Raw genomic sequence first — 21665 nt, 5'->3', positions numbered from 1 at the left:
CAATGACCACTGCCGAACCGGACGTCCTCGCACTGGAGGTGCTGATCCGTCGCGACGGCGTCGGCGAGATTCGGGAAGGCGACTCGGTCGAGCGCATCATCGCTGCCGACGCAGACGAGCTCCGCAACGAGATCATGACGCGCGTCGTCGACCGTGCGACGAGTGAGCAGATCGTCATCGACCTCCGCACGATCGACATCGACGGCGTGTTCCCCCTCCGCGTCTCGCCCGATGGCAGCCTCATCGAGACCGGTGATGTCGGAGAGCTCGCGCCCGGCGAGGATGAGCTGACCGACCGGCTCAAGCTGAGCGGCCCTGAAGCGGGCGCCGCTGCGGGCGTCGATGAGGCACAAGCCAGCTCTCCCACACGTGGCGAAGCGCAGGTCGACGGCGGCTACGAGGCGTCCGTCGGAGCCAACAGCGACGGCTTCCTGCCGCAGGGCAACGTGCACGAAACCGTGCGCATCCCACGAGTCGAGATGATGCACCACGCGCTGGACCACGAGGACGGGCCCGAGCCCGCGCAGGAAGCGTCGCCGTTCGAGCAGGCGCAGCCGGAGCCACGACTCGAGTACGAGGCTGACGGCGCCGGTCGCGGCGCGCCAACCGCTGATGCAGTCGCGCCTCCCGTCTGGTTCGAGGACCGGATCGACGAGGACGGCCTCGAGGACACGCAGCCGTGGCAGCCGAGGTTCCCCAGAGATGCTCGAGCGCAGCGCGAGCTGGACGAGATCGAGAACGTCGAGACGGGGCCGCGGGACGTCATCCGGCCTGGCCTCCCACCGCAGGCGACCAGCACGGCTCCGGTTGCCGCGTCCGCGTCCGCCGCGTCCGTCGCGCGAGCCGCATCCACCACGGCGCCCGAACGCCGCAAGAGCGACACCTCTGCCCCGACGCTCGCTGATCTGCTCGCAGACAAGCAGGCAGTCCCGGAAGCGCCGGCTCAGCAGGGGTGGCGGAGTGCCCTCCGCCTCGGCACCGGCGGCCTCATCAAGCTCGGGCCGGGCGAAGCGGAGCGCGTCAAGCGCGACGAGATCCGCCGCGTGCAGCGGCAGTTCGACGGCTCGAGGACCGTCGTCGTCATGAACCCGAAGGGCGGCGCGCACAAGACCACCGCGACGCTCATGATCGCCGCCACGTTCGGTGAGATCCGCGGCGGCTACACGCTCGCGTGGGACAACAACGAGACGCGAGGAACCCTCGGGTGGCGATCGCACGCCGGCAACCACCGCAACACGGCTGTCGACTTCCTCCGCCAGCTGCCGCGCTTCGAGGTCTCGGGCGGCGCTACCATCGCCGACGTCGACCGCTTCGTGCGTCCTCAGGGTGACGCGCAGTTCGACGTCCTAGCTTCCGATGACGACGCGGCCTCCGCCGCGATCATCGACGCCGAAGCCTTCTCGCGCATGCACCGCACGCTCAGCCGCTTCTACCGCGTGCTTGTCGTCGACACGGGCAACAACATGCGCGCCAGCAACTGGGAAGCGGCGCTCGACGTCGCCGACCAGCTTGTCATCGTCTCCACCGCGCGAGAGGACACGGCAGCATCGGCCGCCTGGCTCGCCGACGGCCTGCGCGAGCGTGGGTTCGGGGAGAAGCTGGAGAACGCGGTCACGATTCTGTCGAGTCCCTCCGCGAAGGAAGACCAGGCGCTCACCGAGCGCCTGCATCACCACTTCGAGCGGCTCACCCGCGCCGTTGTTGAGGTACCGTACGACCACGCCTTCGTCGGCGGCGGTGAGCTGAGCGTCGCCAGCCTCAAGCCGGCGACGCGAGACGCGTGGCGCACCGCAACTGCCGCCATCGCGGAACGCCTCTGACCGAATCCAAGACCTAGGAACCCAGTGCTCACGATCTCCCACACCTCCCGTGCCGCCAGTCCGGAGGAGATGGACGACATCCAGACCGGTCTCAACGACCGCTACGGAGTCGTGCTCTCGTCCGGCGTCGAGTACCCGGGCAGGTACACGCGATGGGACATCGGGTTCATCGATCCTCCGCTCATGATCGAGGGTCGCGGTTTCGCGTTGCGGATGCGCGCCCTCAACAAGCGGGGGAGTATCCCGCTGCGCGCCTTCACCGAGGCCTTCGAGCGACTCGACGGCGTCACGGTTCGGGTGCTTGCCGACGGCGAGGTTGAGATCGACGTCACCTCGCAACGGGACGAGATCATCCCGGAGGAGCGCCGAACTCGCAGGCGTTCGAGCTTCAGCGTGCTGCGCGCCATCATCGAGACGATGCCGGACGACGTGCCGCACCTCGGCCTCTACGGTTCGTTCGGCTACGACCTCGTGCGGCAGATCGAGGCGCTCGACGCCCCGAACGGCGGCGACCAGCGCGACCTCGTGGTGTTCCTGCCAGACTCCGTGCTCGCCGTCGACCGCCAGCGCGGTGACGCCATGCGGCACGACTTCGAGTTCTCCGACGGCGAGACCAGCACGGACGGGATGCCCCGAACCGAAGTGCTGAGCCCCTTCATCGCTCCCGCGGCATCCGCCCAGCCATCTCGCGATCACGAACCGGGGGAGTACGCGGCCCTTGTCGAGTCGGCGAAGGCCTCGTTCGCCCGCGGCGATCTGTTCGAGGTTGTGCCGGGCCAGGCGTTTCGTCGCCCCGTCCGCACGACCCCGGCCGACGTCTTCGCGTACCTGAAGCGCAACAACCCCGCCCCGTACGCGGCGCTCATGAACCTCGGCGGCCAGGAATTCCTCGTCGGTGCCAGCCCCGAGATGTTCGTGCGGGTTGCCGGCAGCCGCGTCGAGACGGTCCCCATCTCCGGCACCATCGCACGCGGGGTCGACGCGATCGAGGATGCCGACCGCATCCTGGAGCTCCTCAACAGCGACAAGGACCGCTCCGAGCTCACCATGTGCACCGACGTCGACCGCAACGACAAGTCGCGCGTCTGCGAGCCGGGATCGATCAAGATCATCGGCAGGCGCCAGGTAGAGCTCTACTCGAAGGTCATCCACACGGTCGACCACGTCGAGGGTCGACTGCTCCCGGAGTTCGACGGGCTGGATGCATTCGCCACGCACATGTGGGCCGTCACCGTCACCGGCGCCCCGAAGATCTGGGCCATGCGCTTCATCGACGAGCACGAGCGCAGCCCCCGAACCTGGTACGGCGGCGCCATCGGCGTGCTCCTCGCTAACGGCGACGTCAACACGGGCCTCACCATCCGAACGGCGATGATCCGCGACGGGATCGCCGAGGTTCGCGCGGGCGGCACGCTGCTCATGGATTCGACCCCCGCCGCCGAGGAGCTCGAGACTGAGATGAAGGCGTCCGCGCTGCTTGAGGCGCTCGATGCACCGGCCGAGTCCGTGCCGCCTCAGCCGGTTGACGAAGTGGCGCCCTCACTCAGCGGGGCAGGCCACCGCATCCTCTTCCTCGACCACGAGGACTCGTTTGTGCAGATGCTCGCCGGGTACATGCGCGAGACCGGCGCAGAAGTGCGCACCGTGCGCATTCCCAAGGGCGGCATCGAGCGCGCCGAGATGGCGCAAATCCTGGACGAGCAGCAGCCCTCGCTTGTCGTCATGTCGCCGGGGCCGGGGTCGCCAAGCGACTTCAAGTCCTCCGAGCTGCTCGACGAGATCGTCGAACGCTCCCTTCCCGTGTTCGGCGTCTGCCTCGGCCAGCAGGCCATCGGGGAGTACTTTGGAGCTTCCCTCGGACAGCTCGGGTACCCGCTGCACGGGCAGGAGCGGGATGTCATCGTCACGAACCCCGGCTTCCTCGACGCCCTCCCCAAGCGCTTCCTGACGGGCCGTTACCACTCGCTGCACATCGACCCGGCCACGATGCCCGACAGCCTCGTTCTTGTTGCCTCCGACGATGACGGCATCCCTATGGCCATCCAGCACCGGGAACTGCCGATCTTCGCCGTGCAGTTCCACCCGGAGTCGCTCATGACGTTGCGCGATTCGGCAGGGAAGCGCATCATCGAGGCCGTCATGGAGCGCATCCCCGCGCGCGTGCCCGCCGCCTGAGCGTCGACCGGGGTAGCCGCCTGGCTGGGCTTGCTGGTTGGTGCCCGAGCCGGGGCGCCGCCCCAGTTTGGCGACCGCTCGGGCGCGGGTTGCCGGCTGTCCTGCGGCGGCTGTCGCATCGGTGTCCTGCCGGTGCTTCCGGCCGACTTCGTGATGAATGGCTCTGATCCGGCGCGTTCGCCCTCGATCGGCGACTCCCCGTCACGCAAGTTGGTCAGAGCGAGTTATGGGCGAGCGCAGAGCGCAGCTAGGAGCTCCTCGGAGCTCGCCAGATCGTGCGCGGTCACGCTGCCGTGCGGTCCAACCGCTGCCGAGCGCTCGGCGAGCGCGACCGTGAGATCGGCAGTAGCCGCCGACTGGTTGCGTCCGGACGCGCCGCGCCGCTCGCCCGTCCGCCTGTTGATCGCGGCGAGCGCCCAGGTGTCGTCGCCGATGGCGGGCGCCGCACTGACCAGGGTCGAGAGCCGAGGGGCGGCACCGACAAGCGCGAGCGCGGCGGTCACCGGCCGTGAGCTCAGCGCCAAGTAGCTTCGGACGTCGTAGCGACCGCCGAGCAGCGTGTGGTCGGGGAAGTCGGCCCGCAGGTAGATGCGGCGCTTGCCGTCGCCGCCTCGAAGTGTTCGCCGCGCCCGGAAGTTGGTGACCACCTCGGTTTCCGGTCGGGAGGTGACCTCGGATCCGGCGAGTGACTGCGTCCAGGCGACGGCGGCGGCCCCGTGCTTCTCGCCGGAACCGAGCATGATCGCGACGTCGATTTCGTCGCCGTCTTGCGCATCCAGCTCGCCGACAAGCGCGGTGCTGAGGCCGGGTGCCAGCCCCGCACCGAGCACGACTGAGGCTCCGACCGTGTCGGCTGTGCGCCGAAGCGCCCCGAGGTAGGCACCGGTCGCGGAGATGTCGACAAGAGTTGCTCCAGGAAGGTGCAGGGCGACGGTGGGGACCTCGACTCCTGACGCGTTGATGACCACGTCGTGCTCGCCCGCGAGCGTCGCGAATGCCTCCAGCTCGTGCCGCAGATCGACTTGCACAGCGCCCGGGCACGGTCGCCGCGCGGCTCGCGTGACCGCATGACCGTGGGCCTCGAGGTTCTCGACAATGCTGCTGCCGACTGCGCCGCTCGCTCCGACGACAAGGGTCCTCATGCGGCTGGTTCGGCAGGAGGGGCGGGAGGGGGCGCGATGCCGTCGCCGGCCCTGCGGCCGCGGCGAGCAACGAGGAGGTACAGCTTCGTGAGCTGTGGCACCACGAAGTAGACGGCGAGGAAAACCACGATGGCGGTGAGCAGCGCCGTCGCCAGCAGGCCGGGCCAGGTGCTCGTGAACGTGGCGAGTAGGGCGCCGACGATCGAGACGAGGGGGAAGATCGCGAGCCAGGTGATGAAGGCGCGCTCGTGGACTGTGACGGGTGGCATGGGTACTCCAAACGTTTGGTTGGAATTGGAGCCTAGGGGTGATCGTCAGCAAAAGCAACTGTATGGTTGGAGTTGGTACCATGGGACATGGCCTGGGACACGGAACGCACGAAGCAGCTCCTTCTTGACTCCGCGACGACGCACTTCAGCGAACGCGGCTGCTCCGGTGCCAGGGTCGACGCGATCGCAAAGGATGCGGGCGTCAACAAGGAGCGTATCTACCAGTACTTCGGCGACAAGCAAGCGCTGTTCGGGAGTGTCCTCCAGCATGCTCTGTTGCGCATCTTCGACGCTGCCGAGCTCACAGGCGAAGGCCCGGAGGCAGTCGGCGCCTACGCGGTGGCCCTCTTCGACCGCTACGACGAACATCCGGAGCTGCCGAGACTGTTGGCCTGGGAGGGGCTCGAGATCAAGGGCGGACTCGCGCTCCAGGAGCGCATCGCACGCTGCGCCGGCAAAGCTGCCGCCATTCGCTCGGCGTGCCCCGGAATGAGCGAGGCGGAGTCGCGGCACGTGCTGCTCAGCGTCGTCACGCTGGTCAACGGCTGGTGGACACTCGGCCAGCTTCGCGACATCATGCTGGACGGGGCATCTGACCACGCCGACCGCAGGTCGATTCTCGCGGCTCAGGTCACCGCCGTCGCCGCGTCAGTCGCTTAGCCGCGTTGCTCTCGCAGCCTTGGGTTTCGCCGACCCGTCGCCGCGATCGTCACTCCACTGTCGCCCAAGCCCGGCAATCCGGCGTGTCCAACATCCGTGCAAATTTCAACGTTCTAGTGCCCTCAGGCGCTCCAGCGCCGAATATTGCACTCATATTGGTCAAGCTTTACGTCGACGGGAGCCGGAAGCCAGGTGCGCGCCGCTCGCGAGCAGGGCGAGCAGCGCTGCCTCAACCTCTGGCCAGCGGAACATGACCTGCTCGTAGGTGAGTCGAAGCACGCGGTAGCCCTTGGACTTCAGAACGAGGTCGCGTTCGCGGTCTGTTCGATAGCGGTCTTCGTCTGCATGGAAAGCGCGGGAATCGCACTCGATGACCAGGCGCTCCCCGATGACGAGGTCGACGAACCCGACCCCCGAGATCCAGGTCTGCGGTCTCGGTGTGAACCCCCTGAGCTGAAACCACAGACGAACTATGCTCTCCGTGCCGGACTGGCTGCGCCCGTCCACGAACTCGAGCTTCTTCCTGGCGTGCGACGGAAGTGGTTCCGCCAGGAGCTTCAGCGCACTGTGGCCGATCTTTTCGAGTTGGATCGCCGAGTCCGCGACGATGACGAGGTCTCTCACCGGCAAACACGTGAGGGCACAGCTCAGGGAGAGCGCAACATCGTCGATTGCGCGCAGAGCAAGACCCTCGCCGCGGTTGCGGGCGCACCGGTGCCAGATGACAGTCGGGTCGCCAGCTGTAGCGCGTGAGGTCGTCACGCCGCGGGCTCCTGTGGCGATTCTGGCGTGAAGGCTGCTGTCCGGTGGTGTCCAGACGCCATGAACGCACAGTGCGCTCAAGCAGGTGAGGCGAGCGCGGAGTCTCACGGCCCGAATCGCCTCCACGGACGCCCCGGCGGTCGAGTACCAGCCGGGCGCGGGGCGCTGGACAGAGCCGTTTCGGACAAGCGATTCGAGCGAACGGCGAGTATTGCCGCTCTCATTCCACTCTTTCCTCGAGAAAACGCCGCCGAGCGGCGCTGTGAACGGCTGAGGTGGCAGTTTCTTCGGCATGCGCCTACTGAATCGCGCAATGCGTCTCCGCGACCGGCGGATGCTGTTCCTGTGGACAACGCCCGGTCCACGGGCAGCCGATGCGGGAGTTGCCTGACCAACATCAGTGCAATCTTCGCGTTTTCTGTCGCCTTAGGCGTCGAGAGCGGCGATATTGCACCGATGTTGGACAGAGGTTGTGGGCGAACGCCGGTGAAGCCGGTCCGAGCAGGTTCTGGGTCGCTCAGAACGGTCCGACTGACCCGACCCGGACGGATCAGATCAGTGGAAGATGATCGTGCGCTGCCCGTCGAGGAGCACGCGGTGCTCGGAGAACCACTTGACGGCCTGCGTGAGGGTCCGGGACTCCTCGTCCTGGCCGATGGCCATGAGTTCCTGCGGGGTGCGAGTGTGGTCGACTCGAACGACGTTCTGCTCGATGATCGGCCCCTCGTCGAGGTCGCTTGTCACGAAGTGCGCCGTGGCTCCGATGAGCTTCACGCCGCGGGCGTGCGCCTGGCGGTAGGGGTTCGCGCCCTTGAAGCCTGGCAGGAACGAGTGGTGGATGTTGATGGCGCGGCCGGCGAGCTCAGCGCAGAGCTCGGGGGAGAGGATCTGCATGTAGCGGGCGAGTACGACCAGCTCGATCTGCTGCTCGTCGACGACCTGCAGGATGCGCGCTTCGAAGGCGGCCTTCTCGTCGGGTCCGGTGACGGGGAGGTACTCGAAGGGCACCCGGTAGAACTCGGCGAGATCCTTGAGTGCCTCGTTGTTGGCGAGGACCAGCGGGACGTCGATCTGCAGGTGGCCGGAGCGCTGGCGAAACAGGAGGTCGTTGACGCAGTGGCCGGCCTTCGTCGCGAGGACAAGCGTGCGCACTGGGCGGCCCGCCTCGTCGAGGGAGACCTCGGCGCTGAACCGTTCGGCGACGGGCTCGAGGCGCGCGAGGAGTTCCTCGCGGCTGGCATCGGTGCGCACGTCCACGCGCATGAAGAACCGTCCGGTGTCGATCGACGAGAACTGCTGGAGCTCTTCGATGTTGCCCGCGGAGTCGACGATGGCTCCCGTGACGGCGTGCACGATTCCTGGCTGGTCTGGGCAGTTGAGGGTGAGCACCCATCGAGTTGCTTCTTGAATCACCAGTTCAGGGTAGCCGTCTTGCCGCCAACGTATAGACTCGTCAATGGTCGCGCGTATCGCTCGGCCCCCGGCGTGCCGGTACGCACGCAGTCGACTCCCTGACGAGGTTTCCCGCTCGCCCGGAGTGCGCCGTTCGGATACTGCGAATGACTTCTCTCTCTGCTCCTACGATGACGTCTGCCCCCAGGCTGCCGCTCGTCCCTCTGATCGCGCTCGCGTTCTCCACATTCATCAGCGTCACGATCGAGATGCTGCCCACCGGGCTCCTCGAGCTCATGACGGTTGATCTCGGTGCCACCCGTGCGGAGATCGGCTGGCTGATGACGATCTTCGCCTTCACGGTTGTGCTCACGAGCACGCCGCTGACGGCCATCACGAAGCGCGTCCCCCGTCACACCCTGCTGGTCGTCGTGCTCGCGGTCTTCGCGGTCGGGTCGATCGCCTCGGCGTTCGCCCCCACGTATGCGTGGCTGGTGGTGACGCGCGTCGTCACGGGCCTCGCGCACGGCGTGTTCTGGGCGGTTGTGGCCTCGTACATCTCACTCATCGCCCCGAAGGAGCTGCTCACCCGGGCGGTGTCCATCACCCTCGGTGGTGGGGCGATCGCATACGTCCTCGGTGTGCCCATCGGCACCGCGCTTGGCCAGGCGTTCGGCTGGCGGTTCGCGTTCGGCTCGCTCGCGGTCGTGACCCTGCTCGTGGCGGTGCTGCTCTGGTTCCTACTGCCGCGTGTCAACCACCTCGACGACTCGTTCTACACGCGCCCTATCGCGCTCCCTGATGACTCCGACGAGCCCGCCGTGCCGGTCAAGCGCATCCGCTTCGCTCAGCGCTCCCTATTGACGGTGATCCTGCTGTGCGTCATCACCCTCATCACGATGACCGCCCAGTACGCGTTCTACTCGTATATCTCGCCGTACTCGCTCGACGTCATCGGTTTCCCCGTCGAGACGCTGAGCCTCGTGCTGTTCGCCTACGGCATCGCGTCAGCTGGTGGCACTGCGCTTGCCGGGGTCGTCTTCACGGCGCGGCCTCGCGTCGGCCTCGCGACCGGGTACTTGCTCATGCTCGTCGCGGTGACCCTGCTGCTGTTCGCGCATGACACGACGGTTGCGCTCATCGCGCTGGTCATCTGGGGTCTCGGGATGGGGGTGCTGCCGCCGCTGCTGCAGTCGCGCATCCTGAACGCCGCCCCGTCTCGCCACCGCGATCTCTCGAGCGCGCTGTACACGTCCGGCTTCAACTTCGGTATCGGATCCGGAGCGCTGGTCGGTGGCCTGCTGCTGGATGCGGCTGGGCTGGTCGCGCTGCCCGTGTTCTTCCTCGCGATGGTCGGGCTCGGCCTCGTGAGCGCGCTCGTGCTCGACGCCGTGCTGGCTAAGCGCCCGCTGCAGCAGACGGGCTGAGCTCAGACGAGCTGAGCTGGTCGGCAACTCGCTCGAGTCCCTCTCGGACTGCGGCGATCGTCGGCGACGCCGCGCTGGCCGTGCGGATGGACGTGAAGATCTCGCGCCGCGGCTCGCCCGCGAGGGGGAGGAAGCGCACGTTGGGTACTGCGTGGGCCCAGGTGAGGTCGTTGAGGATCCCGACGGCGTGGCCGGTCTCGATGAACCGCATCTGCGCCTGCAGGTCGGCGGTCTCGTAGCGCACGTCGGGTTCGTAGCCGGCGACGCGGCACTGCTGTTCACCCCAGTGGCGGGACGCTGATCCCTGTGGCTCCATGACCCAGGCGAGGCCGGCGGCGTCGGCGAGGCTGGTCACGGGGGAGTCGACCGGAACGGCGAGGCGGAGCGCGTCGCCCGTCAGGAGTCGCTTGTCGAGCCCGGGGTGGTGGGGTGCGGCGTGGCCAGGGTACTGCTCGGCGACGACGACGTCGAAGTCGCCCGCGAAGGTGTCGAAGAGCGCCGATTCGGGTTCGTGCTGCACCATCTCGATGCGCAATCCGGGATGCTCGTCTTCGAGCACACGGAGGAGGGAAGGGATGAGCGTGAGCGCGGCTGACTGGAAGACGGCGAGGCGAACGGTGCCGACGGCACGGCTGGTGGAGGCGAGCACCTCCTGCTCGGCGATCTCGAGCCGTTCGAGGATCTCCGCGGTGTGGCCGGCGAGGATCTCGGCCTGCTGGGTGAGTTGCACACGCCTCCCGTGCTTGCGGAGGAGTTCGACGCCGAGTTCCGCTTCGAGGGCTGAGAGTTGCTGCGAGACGGCGGAGGGCGAGAAGTTGAGGGCCTTGGCGACTTCGGCCAGGGTTCCCCGCAGCTGCACTTCGCGGAGGAGTCGGAGCTTGCGAACGTCGAGCATGGTCAATCATCACACGTGCTGATGCAAAACAGTCAATTACCTTCACTTTACCTAACTGAAGTCGGGTGCCGATACTGGGTCACATGACCGCCACCGTGACGCCTGTCTTCCCCGCAGATTCCCTCACCGACCTCGCGCCGGAGGCCATCGCGCTTGTGCGCCGCTGGCTGACGGAGGCGGCAGAAATTCCGGTGGATGCGTCCGCCGCCCAGCTCGCCGGGGTGCTGAAGGACCCGCAGGGCCTGGACTTCACGGTCGGCTTCGTTGACGGGGTTGTGCGCCCCGAGGACCTGAAGGTCGCCGCTCGCAAGCTCAGCTCGATCGCCGACAAGGTGCCCGGCTTCCTGCCCTGGTACATGAAGAGCGCCGTGCGCGTGGGAGGCGTCGTCGCTCCCGCCCTGCCGGGGGTTGTTGTCCCTGCGGCTCGCAAGGTGCTGCGCGACATGGTCGGCCACCTCATCATCGACGCGACGGATGCGAAGCTGGGACCTGCGATCGAGCAGATCCGCGGCAAGGGCGTTCGCCTCAACATGAATCTCCTCGGCGAGGCCGTGCTGGGGAAGAAGGAGGCCGCGCGTCGCCTGGACGGCACCACGAAGCTGCTCGCGCGCGACGACGTGGACTACGTCTCCATCAAGGTCTCATCGACCACCGCGCCCCACCAGCCGTGGGCGTTCGACGAGGCTGTGGCCGACGTCGTCGAGGAGCTCGTCCCGCTCTACCGGCTCGCGGTGAACAGTCCGACGCGCAAGTTCATCAACCTCGACATGGAGGAGTACAAGGATCTCGAGATGACCATGGCGGTCTTCACGCGCATCCTCGATGAGCCTGAGTTCCTGAGTCTCGAGGCTGGCATCGTGCTGCAGGCCTACCTGCCTGACGCGCTCTCGGCGATGATCCGCCTGCAGGACTGGTCGGCGGAGCGCGTAGCTCGCGGAGGAGCGCCCATCAAGGTGCGCCTTGTGAAGGGCGCGAACCTGCCCATGGAGCGCGTCGAGGCCTCGCTCCACGGCTGGCCGCTTGCCACGTGGGGAACGAAGCAGGACTCGGACACGAGCTACAAGCGCGTCATCGACTACGCGCTCACCCGTGAGCGCGTGAAGAACGTGCGGGTCGGCGTTGCCGGCCACAACCTGTTCGACGTCGCCTTCTCGTGGCTGCTCGCCAAGCGTCGTGGTGCGACGGACGGCATCGAGTACGAGATGCTGCTCGGCATGGCGCAGAGCCAGGCTGAGGTCGTCAAACGCGAGGTCGGCTCGCTCCTGCTGTACGTGCCCGTTGTGCACCCGCAGGAGTTCGACGTGGCCATCGCGTACCTCATTCGTCGCCTCGAGGAAGGCGCGAGCCAGGACAACTTCATGTCGGCGGTGTTCGAGCTGGCCGAGAACGAGGAGCTTTTCGAGCGCGAGTCGCAGCGCTTCGTCGCGTCGTTGGATGCGCTCGACCGTGCTGTGCCGGCGAGCAATCGTGTGCAGGACCGCACTGCGGAGCCCGTCAAACTCCCAGCCGACCGCTTCGAGGAGACGCCAGACACGGATCCTTCGTTGCCCGCCAACCAGGTGTGGGCCCGCGGAATCCGCGAACGCTCCGAGGGCTCGATGCTCGGTGCGGAGACGATCGAGTCGAACACCGTCGGCTCGCTTGGCGAGCTGGATGCACGTGTCACGCGCGCGGTGACCGGCAGTCAGTCGTGGGGTGCGCTATCGGGTGCCGAGCGCGCCGAGGTCCTCCACCGAGCCGGGGATGCGCTCGAGCGCCGCCGCGCAGACCTCATGGAAGTTGCCGCATCCGAGGCGGGGAAGACTCTCGACCAGTCGGACCCCGAGATCTCCGAGGCCATCGACTTCGCCCACTACTATGCCGAGCTGGCGCGCGGCCTCGACGACGTCGATGGCGCCTCGTTTGTGCCCTCGAAGGTCGTCGTCGTGACTCCGCCGTGGAACTTCCCGGTTGCCATCCCCGCCGGCTCGACCCTCGCGGCGCTCGCGGCGGGCGCATCCGTCATCATCAAGCCGGCTCGGCCGGCGGCGCGTTGCGGCGCGGTCATGGTCGAGGCGCTCTGGGAGGCTGGGGTGCCGCGTGAGGTGCTGCAGTACGTGCAGTTCTCGGACCGGGAGCTGGGAAGCGAGCTCATCAAGAACCCTTCGGTCGACCGGGTGATCTTGACGGGCGGCATCGAGACGGCGGAGCTGTTCCGGTCGTTCCGCCCCGAGCTGCCGCTGCTTGCGGAGACGAGCGGCAAGAACGCCATCATCGTGACTCCCAGCGCCGACTACGACCTCGCTGCGAAGGACGTCGTCGCTTCGGCCTTCGGTCACACCGGGCAGAAGTGCTCGGCCGCGTCGCTGGTGGTGCTCGTCGGGCAGGCGCAGCGCTCGCGTCGCTTCCGCGAGCAGCTCCTTGACGCGGTGCGCTCGCTCACAGTGGGCTACCCGTGGGATGCGGCGTCGCAGATGGGGCCGATCATCACACCGGCCTCCGGCAAGCTGCTTGATGGCCTCACGAGCCTCGGCGCTGGGGAGCGCTGGGTTGTCGAACCTCGTCAGCTCGACGACAGCGGCAAGCTCTGGAGCCCGGGCGTGCGCGCGGGCGTGCAGCGCGGCTCCGAGTTCCACCTCGTCGAGTATTTCGGCCCGATTCTCGGCATCATGACGGCGGACACGCTCGAGGAGGCCATCGCGATCGTCAACGAGGTCGACTACGGGCTCACCTCGGGCATTCACTCGCTCGATCGTGGCGAGGTGTCGCAGTGGCTCGACACGATCCAGGCGGGCAACCTCTATGTGAACCGTGGCATCACTGGCGCCATCGTGCAGCGCCAGCCGTTCGGCGGCTGGAAGAAGTCGGTCGTCGGATGCACGACGAAGGCGGGCGGGCCGAACTACCTGGTCGGTCTCGGCACGTGGGAGCGCTCTGCGGCGTCCGTCGTCTCGCCGATCGCTGACGCGGGCGCACAGTCGATCCTTGATGCGGCCAGGGCGGTCGCGAAGGTGCAGTCGGCACTGCTCAGCACCGCAGACGCGGCGATGCTCGAGCGAGCGCTGGGGAGCGACGCGCAGGCGTGGGCTGAGGAGTTCGGGCGAGATCGGGACGTGCAGTCGCTCTACGCTGAGCGCAACGTGTTCCGCTACCTAACGTTCCCCGGTGAGATTCCCGTGCGGCTCTCGGAGGATTCGAGGGTTGCTGACCTCCTCAGGGTGGTCGCTGCTGGTCTTGTCGCCGGGGCTCGGCTTCGCGTATCGACCGGGATCGAGCTCCCGTCCTCCGTGAAGGCGGCACTGGCAGGTGCGGGCGTACCGATGAGGACCGAGACGGACGCGGAGTTCCTCGGATCCGCCGCATCGCTTCGGGCCGGGCGGATGCGCCTGATCGGGGGCGATGCCGTTGCGCTCGCGCGTGCAATCAATGGCCGTGTCGACCTTGCCGTCTATTCAGGTGAAGTCACTGAATCCGGCCGCGTGGAAATGCTGCCATTCTTGCGAGAGCAGGCGGTATCCATTACGGCGCATCGATTCGGAACGCCAAATGGCCTCACCGAGGGACTCCTCTCACGCTGATCCACACGCACTGATCCACACGCTGATCCACACGCACTGATCCACCCGCACTGATCAACATGCACTGAATACCCTTCGATTCGCGGTCGCGGAAACCTCGGTATCCTGGTCAAAAGCTAGCGTGGGTCGTTTCCGGGGGTAGTCAGTGCTGGGGAGTTCGAAGCAGGATCTCAGCGCGTGGATTGCCAGGATCGCGCACACGGGGGAGCCGTACGCGTATTTCTCCACCGATGAGTTGGCTCCAGGATCATTCGAGCAATTCCACGGGGAATTGGGGCTCGCGGACTTTGTCGGTGCCGCGAAGCCCCCAAGTGTGGCGGGCGCCGCGGATTTCCACGCTTACTCGCTGAGCGTCTCCGTGGGGTCGGTGCAGCTGTTTGGCGCGCTTCGTACAAGCTCCGGCGCCGAACGGGATCGTGAGGATTTCAGTCGCGATCAACGCGAGAAGCTCATTGCGATCGCCGTGCTCCGCGGCTCCTTGAAATTTCGCAATGGAAAGCAATCTGGTGTCCTCAATCCGGGGGAGATCCTGGTCGTGAACTCCGCACATCCGCTCGCCACGGCGGGTATCGGAGTTGTCGAGACGCTCGGCTTAGCAGTCCCCATCAACGACATCGCGCATGACACGAGGTTCACGATCGTCGAGTGGCCATTGCGGTTGCCTGAGACGGCGCTCACAGCGGCTTTCCTCGCGTTCGTCGGGCGGTACCTGGTCGAGTCCGCGACCATGGCGAACGGTGCGCAGCGCACCTCAGTCGTCGCGGAGTCGGTGCTCCACGACCTCCTGCGCGCCGCGCTCCTGCAGGTCGCACCCCCGGTGATGACGCCCGCGCAGCAGTCGCTGCAGCTGAAGGCCGCGGTCCACGACCTCATAGAGAAATACCACGTGCTCCAGGGGTTCGATGCGGACAGCATCGCTCGTGCCCTGCACATCAGCAGGCGGAAGCTCTACCGCGACCTGGCGGATGAGAGTGACGGCGTCGCGGGGCTCATCGCCGCCAGGCGAGTGCAGTCGGCTGCAGCGCTGCTGGTGGAGCAGCCGATGCTTCCACTCAGCGAGGTGTCCGCTGCCGCGGGGTTCGGCGATGGGACGACGATGCGTCGGCACTTCCTGACGCGGCTCGGCGTGACACCCGCGGACTACCGCAGAGAGCGCGTCTGACCGCGTACGCTCATGTCTGCGGCTACTGTGCACGGCGATTGCTGCAAGGTGCATCGCGCAGCGAAGTCCGTTTCCCCCGCCGCAGACAGAAGGACTCCCGTGGCCTCTTCGATTCACCGCCCAGCGCTTGTCATCGCGAAGATCGGATTCGGGCTGCTCGCGTTCTCTTCGATCGTGTCTGAGATCGCGACAATCATGGAGCGCGGCACATGGGTGCCGGCAAACTTCTTCGCCTACTTCACGATCGAGACGAACATGCTTGTCGTGCTGTCGCTGCTGATCAGCGCGGTGGCGACTGCCGCGAACGCGCAAGGGGCGCGAGTCAACGCCTTCCGCGCAGCAGTCGCGGTGTACATCCTCATCGTCGGCATCGGATTCGCGCTGCTGCTCTCCGGGCTCACGGATGTCGCCTTCACCGCGGTGCCGTGGAACAACACGGTGCTGCACTACGTCATGCCGGTCGTGATGCTGATCGACCTGCTTGTCGACCGGCCGACCAAGCGCATCCGCTTCGCCACGGCTCTTATCTGGCTCATCTTCCCCGCCGGGTACGCCGCGTTCTCGCTTGTGCGAGGCAACCTCATCGGCTGGTACCCGTACCCGTTCCTGAACCCGACCGACCAGGGATACGCGCCGGTCGCGCTCACGATCATCGGCCTGGTGGTGCTCGGCGTCGCCCTCACCTGGCTTGTGACTCTGCTCTCGCGGTCGTCGGCGAAGTCGCGCTAGACTTCTCACGGCTGCGACTGGCGTTCAGGTGGGTCACCACCAGGGAGCGGCTCTTCGGGTTTTCGAGCCGTTCGCCTGGGCTCGCCGGTTCACGACCACATGTTCGCCGTGCCATCCGGTTTCCTGAAGGAGTCTTCGTGACCGATACGTTCAACGCCCCCCTGGATTCATTCAATGCTCCGCTGAGTGAAGTCGACCCTGAGATCGCCGCGGTCCTCGAGCAGGAGCTCGACCGCCAGCGCTCCACGCTCGAGATGATCGCCAGCGAGAACTTCGTTCCGCGCGCCGTCCTCGAGGCCACTGGCAGTGTCCTCACCAACAAGTACGCCGAGGGTTATCCGGGACGTCGTTACTACGGCGGATGCGAAGTTGTCGACGTCGCAGAGAACCTCGCCATCGAGCGCGCCAAGTCGCTGTTCGGTGCCGGGTTCGCGAACGTCCAGCCGCACTCGGGAGCCACCGCGAACGCCGCGGTCATGCACGCACTGGCGCGTCCGGGTGACACCCTGCTCGGCCTTTCGCTCGACCACGGCGGGCACCTGACGCACGGCATGAAGATCAACTTCTCCGGCCGCCTCTACAACATCGTCGCGTACGGCGTCGACGCGGAGTCTTCGCAGATCGACATGGATCAGGTGCGCGAGCTTGCCCTCGAGCACAAGCCGAAGGTCATCGTCGCCGGCTGGTCCGCGTACCCGCGTCAGCTCGACTTCGCGAAGTTCCGCGAGATCGCCGACGAGGTGGGCGCGTACCTGTGGGTCGACATGGCGCACTTCGCTGGCCTCGTGGCGGCAGGCCTTCACCCCAACCCGGTGCAGCACGCCCACGTCACGTCCAGCACGGTCCACAAGACCATCGGCGGCCCGCGCTCTGGCTTCATCCTGACCAACGACGCCGACCTGGCGAAGAAGATCAACACGGCTGTCTTCCCCGGCCAGCAGGGTGGACCCCTCATGCACGTCATCGCCGGCAAGGCGACGGCGTTCAAGCTCGCGGCGAGCGACGAATTCAAGGACCGTCAGGAGCGCACGCTGCGCGGCGCCAAGATCGTTGCGGACCGCCTCCAGCAGGCCGACGTTGCCGATGCCGGCATCTCGGTCCGCTCGGGCGGAACCGACGTGCACCTCATCCTCGTCGACCTGCGCAACGCGGAGATCGACGGCAAGCAGGCCGAGGACCTCCTCCACGAAGTGGGCGTGACCGTCAACCGCAATGCTGTCCCCAACGACCCGCGTCCGCCGCTGGTCACCTCTGGTCTGCGCATCGGAACGCCGGCGCTTGCAACGCGTGGCTTCGGCGACGCCGAGTTCACCGAGGTCGCCGATGTCATCGCCCTCGCGCTGCTGCCAGACGCCGACGTGCCAGCACTCCGTGCCCGCACGAAGGCGCTCGCTGACGCGTTCCCGCTCTACCCGGGCCTCGGCGAAGCATGACGGCTGCCGCACTCGACGGCAAGAAGGCCGCGGCAGAGATCAAGGCCGAGCTCCGTGAGCGCGTAGCCGCGCTCGCGGAGCGAGGCGTAGTGCCCGGACTCGGCACGATCCTCGTCGGCGAAGACCCCGGTTCGAAGTGGTACGTCGCGGGCAAGCACCGCGACTGCGCCGAGGTCGGCATCGAGTCGATTCGCGTCGACCTGCCGACGGAGACCACGCAGGAGGAGCTGGAGGCGGAGATCGATCGCCTCAACGCCGACCCAGCGTGCACCGGGTACATCGTGCAGCTACCTTTGCCGAAGCACATCGACACGGACCGTGTCATCGAGCGCATCGACCCGTCGAAGGATGCGGACGGACTGCATCCGACCAACCTGGGTCGCCTTGTGCTCAACGCCAACGACCCGATCGTGACGCCGCTGCCGTGCACTCCTCGCGGTGTGATCGAGCTGCTGCGGCGCAATGACATCTCGCTGAACGGCAAGCACGTGCTTGTCATCGGGCGCGGCGTGACGGTCGGCCGTTCCATCGGGCCGCTCCTCACCCGCCGCGAGAACAACGCGACGGTCACGCTCACGCACACGGGGACGCCCGACATCGGCGTCCTCGCACGCGAGGCCGACGTCATCGTGTCTGCCGCCGGCGTCGCGGGAATCGTTCGCCCGGAGTGGGTCAAGCCTGGCGCTGCGGTGCTCGACGTCGGCGTCAGCCGAGTCGAGGACCCGGAGACGGGCAAATCGAAAGTCGCGGGCGATGTCGACCCCGGCGTCTGGGACGTGGCGGCCTGGGTGTCGCCGAACCCCGGCGGCGTCGGCCCGATGACGCGGGCGCTGCTGCTCGAGAATGTCGTCGAGCAGGCCGAGCGCCTGAACCCAGCGGTCTAGCCACCGCACGCATGGCGGAGGGCCCGAGCAGTTCGATGAACTGTTCGGGCCCTCCGCTGTACCTCCCGCATCCGCCGCTCTTCAGTCGCGGGTGGCGACTGTGTTGATTCAGTCGCGGGTGGCGACGACTCGTGCAAGCGTGATGCGGGTCTGCTTCTTCGGCAGCGCCTTGCCTTCGCGGCGGTCCACGTACTCGGTCTCGCTCACGCGGAACGTGCGGCCCGGGCGGTGGGGCGTGTGGAGGTCGGGAAACACGCCGCGCGCGACCTGCTCAAGCAAATCCAGGCCCTCGGCTTCAGTGCTCACCGGCTCGGACTGGCCGAGTTTCGTGCCGACCGCGCTGATGCTGACGGTCTCGGTGATGACGACGTATTGCTCGCTCATGGTGTTCCTCCAGTGCTGGGCCGGGGCTGATCCCGACACCTTCACGGTACGAGCAGGGAGGTAGCAGACGCTTCGGCCGCGCGACCGATTTGCGACGGATTTGCGTGGAGGGGCTCAGCCCTGCGGTTGAGCCTGGCGCTGCGCGTCGAACGAGGCGAGGAGCTGCTCGACGCGCTCCGTGATGATCTCGCTACCGTACTCAGGAGCGGAGGCGATGGTTCCGTCTGCGGCGAGCAGGAGCGCCGCCGGAGTGGCCTCAGCCTCGAAGAATTCGGTCACCGCCTTCGCCCCGAAATAGGTGGAGGGCAGAGCGCTCGGGTACGTCTTCTTGACGGAGGCGCGGCTCGAGGACGTGGCGACGATGATCTGAGCGTCGTCGCCCATACGCCGTGACCAGTCGCCGATCTGGCTGAGCACGGGGCCGCAGGAGCCGCATCCGACCCTGGCGAAGATGAGGATGGTGGTCTTCTGCGGAACGACGACGAGGTTGTAGAGGAGCTCGGGGGAGCCGTCTCCTGAGACGAGCTCGAGGTTGTGCGGAATCATGTCGCGGGCGCTCGGGTCGGAGATGAGGTCGGGCCCCTGCTCGACAAGCTCGAAGTCCTGGCCAGAGGCGCCGTTGCCGGTCGATGTCACGGGGGTCGCCGAGGTCTTGGCCAGGTTGGCGACGATGCCGATCACGGCTACGACTGCGACCGCGAGGAGCCACATCCAGTCAGAGATCGAGAAAAGCGCCAGCTGGATGGGAACTCCGAGCCACATCCAAGGCAGGAAGAGGGACAGGAGGGCGGCGAGGGTGAGCCCGGCGTTCCGCCAGATCGTGATCTGGCTGACCGGTTCTGTGCTGAGCGCGCCGAAGCAGTTGCAGTCGACCGCCTGACGCTTAGCTACGCTGCGCGCGACGACCGTCAGGTAGGCGGCCATGAGGAGGGTCGAGAGGGCGGCGGCGACGAGGTAGGCGGTCCCGCTCAGGAGGAGCAGCGCGGCTCCAAGGATGATCTCGCCAACCGGCAGGGCGACGGCAGTCCACGGCTTCCGGAGCGCCGCAGGTACGCCGAAGGCTGCGAACGACTGCAGCGTGCGGGAACGTTGCGGGAGCTTCAAGGCTCCGCTGGCGATGAGCACGCAGGCGACGAGAACGGGAAAGATCACGAAGGTGGGAAGCACTCGTCCATTATCGCTGGTTCGCGGCGAGTCGAGCGGCCGAGCTTGACCGGCGGCGCAGGGCCGTCGAAGATCGACGCATGCGCCTCAACTCCCTCGACGTGGTGCGCGGCTTCGCGATCTTCGCCATGATCATCGCTCACACGGTCGTGTTCCTCGACGACCGCGAACCGCGGATGCTCGAAGTGCTCTTCCACTTCCTCAACGACGCCGCCTCGCCGTTGTTCGCGCTGGTGATCGGAGTGACCGCCGGCTACCAGCTGCGTGACGCAGCGCGTTGGGACTCGCGACGCAAGAGCTTCTTCGCGATCTCCTGGGTGATCAAGGCGATCGTGCTCATCTTGGTCGGTCTGCTGCTGAGCATCAACTTCTCAGGTGTGCTCATCGTGCTCGACTTCCTCGGCATCATGATGCTCGTGGCTACGCCGTTCCTGTTCCTGCCGGCGGCGTGGTCGGCGGGTGCGGCGCTCGTCTTCCTGGCGGCGGCCCCGCTCGTGAATGAGGTGGCGCGCAACTGGGCGCTCACGTCGGCGTTCTCGCCGACCTCGATGTTCGACCCGACCGCGCTCCTCCTCGACTGGACGGTGCTCGGCTCGGCCTATCGCCTGACCAATCTTCTGCCGATGCTACTGATCGGCTTCCTGCTGGCGCGATGGCAGCTCGGCAACCTGCGCCGCACGGCGTTGGTATTCGGTGGGGGAGCAGCGCTGCTCGGTGCGTCGCTGCTGATGCGCCGCCTAGAGGAAGCGACGACAGGCGTGGCGCAGTCAGGTTCCTACGGTGACGAGGCCCGGGACCTGGGGCTCGCGCTCCTCGCCTACGCGGGCATCCAGCTGCTTGGCGACTTCTCGGGCGAGCGGATGCGCACCTGGTTCAACCGACTGACCCGTCCGCTCGCCGACATGGGCACGATGGCGTTCTCCATCTACTGCCTGCACGTGCTGATCTTGACGGCGATCTGGTCGCAGCTGCTGCTCGGCGAGGAGAACTGGCTGGCGGGTCCCGGCCTGATTTACCGGCAGCCGCAGGGCGTGCTCACGATGATCGGCATCATGGCGGTGTGCATGGTGTTTGCCGTTCTGTGGCGCCGGTATCTCGGTGTTGGCCCGCTCGAGCGGGTCATCGGTGTGCTCTCGCTCAGGCACCCGCCGGGAACATTGCTTGCAGGTTCCTCCGCTTCGACCACGCGATCCGAACCAGCTCTTCCAGTACGTCGAGGTTGAGCGACGAGAAGCGGCCGGCCCAGATGCAGTCCTTGCCGAGCTTGACCTTGCCGAGCTGTTCGATGAGTCCTTCCGGCGCCCACATCTGCAGGCCGTAGATCGACATCGACGCCTTGCGTGGCGAGAAGCCGAGGATCATGGCGTCGCCGGAGTGGCCGCTCTCGTACGTGTAGTGGTAGGTGCCGTAACCGATCATCGTCGGCCCCCAGACCACGGCCTCCTCGCCCGTGACTCGATCCATGATCTCCTTCAGGATGCGCGCATCCTCGCGCCTGCCTGCAGGCTCGGCTTGGTCGATGAGGAGGTCCGGTGAGACGTCGGACGGCTTTGTCTTTGTTTCTGCCATGACGAGATTATGACGCCGGCCTCCGACAAAGAGCGGACGCCGAGGCCCAATCGCAGTCCGAATTCGCGATAGGATTCCCCACGGTCGCCGCACGCCTGGCGATTGTGGGGCCTGTAGCTCAGTTGGCAGAGCATCGGACTTTTAATCCGCGGGTCGTGGGTTCGAGCCCCACCGGGCCCACTCTTCTCCCTGCTCGACCGTACGCAACGGCGCATCATCGTCGACCTCGCCGGTCAGGTAC

At 66.8% G+C, this 21665-nt stretch carries 18 protein-coding genes, 1 tRNA gene and 1 riboswitch; of the genes, 11 read left to right on the top strand and 8 right to left on the bottom strand.

Annotation, left to right across the window (positions count from 1 at the left end; genetic code table 11):
* The first annotated feature begins 2 nt into the window (after nt 1-2).
* Both C5B85_RS11640 and C5B85_RS11635 read left to right on the top strand, forming a co-directional pair.
* Nucleotides 3-1820, top strand: a complete 1818-nt coding sequence (locus C5B85_RS11640; protein ID WP_104286202.1) for a hypothetical protein — start codon at nt 3-5, stop codon at nt 1818-1820.
* A gap of 24 nt (nt 1821-1844) precedes the next feature.
* A complete protein-coding gene (locus C5B85_RS11635) occupies nt 1845-3995 on the top strand; it encodes an anthranilate synthase component I (protein ID WP_258070746.1) in 2151 nt (716 codons plus the stop codon).
* Between the two features lie 224 nt (nt 3996-4219).
* Here the strand turns inward: C5B85_RS11635 and C5B85_RS11630 are convergent, their stop codons facing one another.
* The gene (locus C5B85_RS11630) at nt 4220-5137 is read right to left on the bottom strand and encodes an NAD-dependent epimerase/dehydratase family protein (protein ID WP_104286201.1); all 918 of its coding nucleotides are present in this window, start codon (nt 5135-5137) and stop codon (nt 4220-4222) included.
* Complete coding sequence (locus C5B85_RS11625; RefSeq protein WP_181064408.1) at nt 5134-5406, bottom strand: hypothetical protein; 273 nt, start codon at nt 5404-5406, stop codon at nt 5134-5136. Before C5B85_RS11625 ends, C5B85_RS11630 begins: the two co-directional genes overlap by 4 nt.
* Nucleotides 5407-5493: 87 nt before the next feature.
* Here C5B85_RS11625 and C5B85_RS11620 point away from each other — a divergent pair, with 87 nt between their 5' ends.
* A complete protein-coding gene (locus tag C5B85_RS11620) occupies nt 5494-6066 on the top strand; it encodes a TetR/AcrR family transcriptional regulator (RefSeq protein ID WP_104286200.1) in 573 nt (190 codons plus the stop codon).
* A 159-nt stretch (nt 6067-6225) separates the two neighbouring features.
* On the opposite strand, the gene C5B85_RS11615 is transcribed toward C5B85_RS11620, so the two are convergent.
* Together C5B85_RS11615 and purU are read right to left on the bottom strand one after the other, a co-directional pair.
* The gene (locus tag C5B85_RS11615) at nt 6226-6828 is read right to left on the bottom strand and encodes an endonuclease domain-containing protein (protein ID WP_181064407.1); all 603 of its coding nucleotides are present in this window, start codon (nt 6826-6828) and stop codon (nt 6226-6228) included.
* 555 nt (nt 6829-7383) lie between these two features.
* On the bottom strand, nt 7384-8241 hold the full coding sequence (gene purU / locus C5B85_RS11610) for a formyltetrahydrofolate deformylase (RefSeq protein WP_374953097.1): 858 nt from the start codon (nt 8239-8241) through the stop codon (nt 7384-7386).
* A gap of 170 nt (nt 8242-8411) precedes the next feature.
* Here purU and C5B85_RS11605 point away from each other — a divergent pair, with 170 nt between their 5' ends.
* Nucleotides 8412-9647 carry an MFS transporter gene (locus tag C5B85_RS11605; protein ID WP_181064406.1) on the top strand — a complete coding sequence of 412 codons (1236 nt, stop codon included), beginning with the start codon at nt 8412-8414 and terminating at the stop codon, nt 9645-9647.
* Here the strand turns inward: C5B85_RS11605 and C5B85_RS11600 are convergent.
* Nucleotides 9619-10542, bottom strand: a complete 924-nt coding sequence (locus C5B85_RS11600; protein ID WP_104286197.1) for a LysR family transcriptional regulator — start codon at nt 10540-10542, stop codon at nt 9619-9621. The two genes, C5B85_RS11605 and C5B85_RS11600, sit on opposite strands and share 29 nt — an antisense overlap.
* Before the next feature lie 83 nt (nt 10543-10625).
* Between C5B85_RS11600 and C5B85_RS11595 the strand changes: the two genes are divergently transcribed.
* The 5 genes from C5B85_RS11595 (at nt 10626) to C5B85_RS11575 (ending at nt 18307) form a co-directional block, all read left to right on the top strand.
* A complete protein-coding gene (locus C5B85_RS11595) occupies nt 10626-14099 on the top strand; it encodes a proline dehydrogenase family protein (protein ID WP_104286196.1) in 3474 nt (1157 codons plus the stop codon).
* A 535-nt stretch (nt 14100-14634) separates the two neighbouring features.
* On the top strand, nt 14635-15261 hold the full coding sequence (locus C5B85_RS19800; protein WP_374953096.1) for a helix-turn-helix domain-containing protein: 627 nt from the start codon (nt 14635-14637) through the stop codon (nt 15259-15261).
* A gap of 99 nt (nt 15262-15360) precedes the next feature.
* Nucleotides 15361-15990: a Pr6Pr family membrane protein gene (locus tag C5B85_RS11585; RefSeq protein WP_104286194.1), complete on the top strand. Its 630-nt coding sequence runs from the start codon at nt 15361-15363 to the stop codon at nt 15988-15990.
* Between the two features lie 3 nt (nt 15991-15993).
* Nucleotides 15994-16078, top strand: a riboswitch (ZMP/ZTP riboswitch).
* Nucleotides 16079-16127: 49 nt separating this feature from the next.
* Complete coding sequence (gene glyA / locus C5B85_RS11580) at nt 16128-17423, top strand: serine hydroxymethyltransferase (RefSeq protein ID WP_308471336.1); 1296 nt, start codon at nt 16128-16130, stop codon at nt 17421-17423.
* Nucleotides 17420-18307: a bifunctional methylenetetrahydrofolate dehydrogenase/methenyltetrahydrofolate cyclohydrolase gene (locus tag C5B85_RS11575; RefSeq protein ID WP_104286193.1), complete on the top strand. Its 888-nt coding sequence runs from the start codon at nt 17420-17422 to the stop codon at nt 18305-18307. Before glyA ends, C5B85_RS11575 begins: the two co-directional genes overlap by 4 nt.
* 108 nt (nt 18308-18415) lie before the next feature.
* On the opposite strand, the gene C5B85_RS11570 is transcribed toward C5B85_RS11575, so the two are convergent.
* Entirely contained in the window at nt 18416-18691 is a 276-nt protein-coding gene (locus C5B85_RS11570; RefSeq protein ID WP_104286192.1) for a hypothetical protein, read from the bottom strand.
* Nucleotides 18692-18805: 114 nt separating this feature from the next.
* A complete protein-coding gene (locus C5B85_RS11565) occupies nt 18806-19858 on the bottom strand; it encodes a MauE/DoxX family redox-associated membrane protein (RefSeq protein ID WP_104286191.1) in 1053 nt (350 codons plus the stop codon).
* A 77-nt stretch (nt 19859-19935) separates the two neighbouring features.
* On the opposite strand from C5B85_RS11565, the gene C5B85_RS11560 reads away from it, so the two are divergent.
* Entirely contained in the window at nt 19936-21078 is a 1143-nt protein-coding gene (locus C5B85_RS11560) for an acyltransferase family protein (RefSeq protein WP_104286190.1), read from the top strand.
* On the opposite strand, the gene C5B85_RS11555 is transcribed toward C5B85_RS11560, so the two are convergent.
* Nucleotides 20993-21424: a DUF1801 domain-containing protein gene (locus C5B85_RS11555; RefSeq protein WP_104286189.1), complete on the bottom strand. Its 432-nt coding sequence runs from the start codon at nt 21422-21424 to the stop codon at nt 20993-20995. The genes C5B85_RS11560 and C5B85_RS11555 overlap by 86 nt on opposite strands.
* A gap of 107 nt (nt 21425-21531) precedes the next feature.
* Here C5B85_RS11555 and C5B85_RS11550 point away from each other — a divergent pair.
* Nucleotides 21532-21604 (top strand) — tRNA-Lys (locus tag C5B85_RS11550).
* Nucleotides 21605-21665: the final 61 nt, after the last annotated feature.

The sequence above is a fragment of the Pseudoclavibacter sp. AY1F1 genome (assembly GCF_002931075.1).
Lineage (GTDB): Bacteria > Actinomycetota > Actinomycetes > Actinomycetales > Microbacteriaceae > Pseudoclavibacter.
This window is presented reverse-complemented; position numbering and strand designations above follow the sequence as displayed.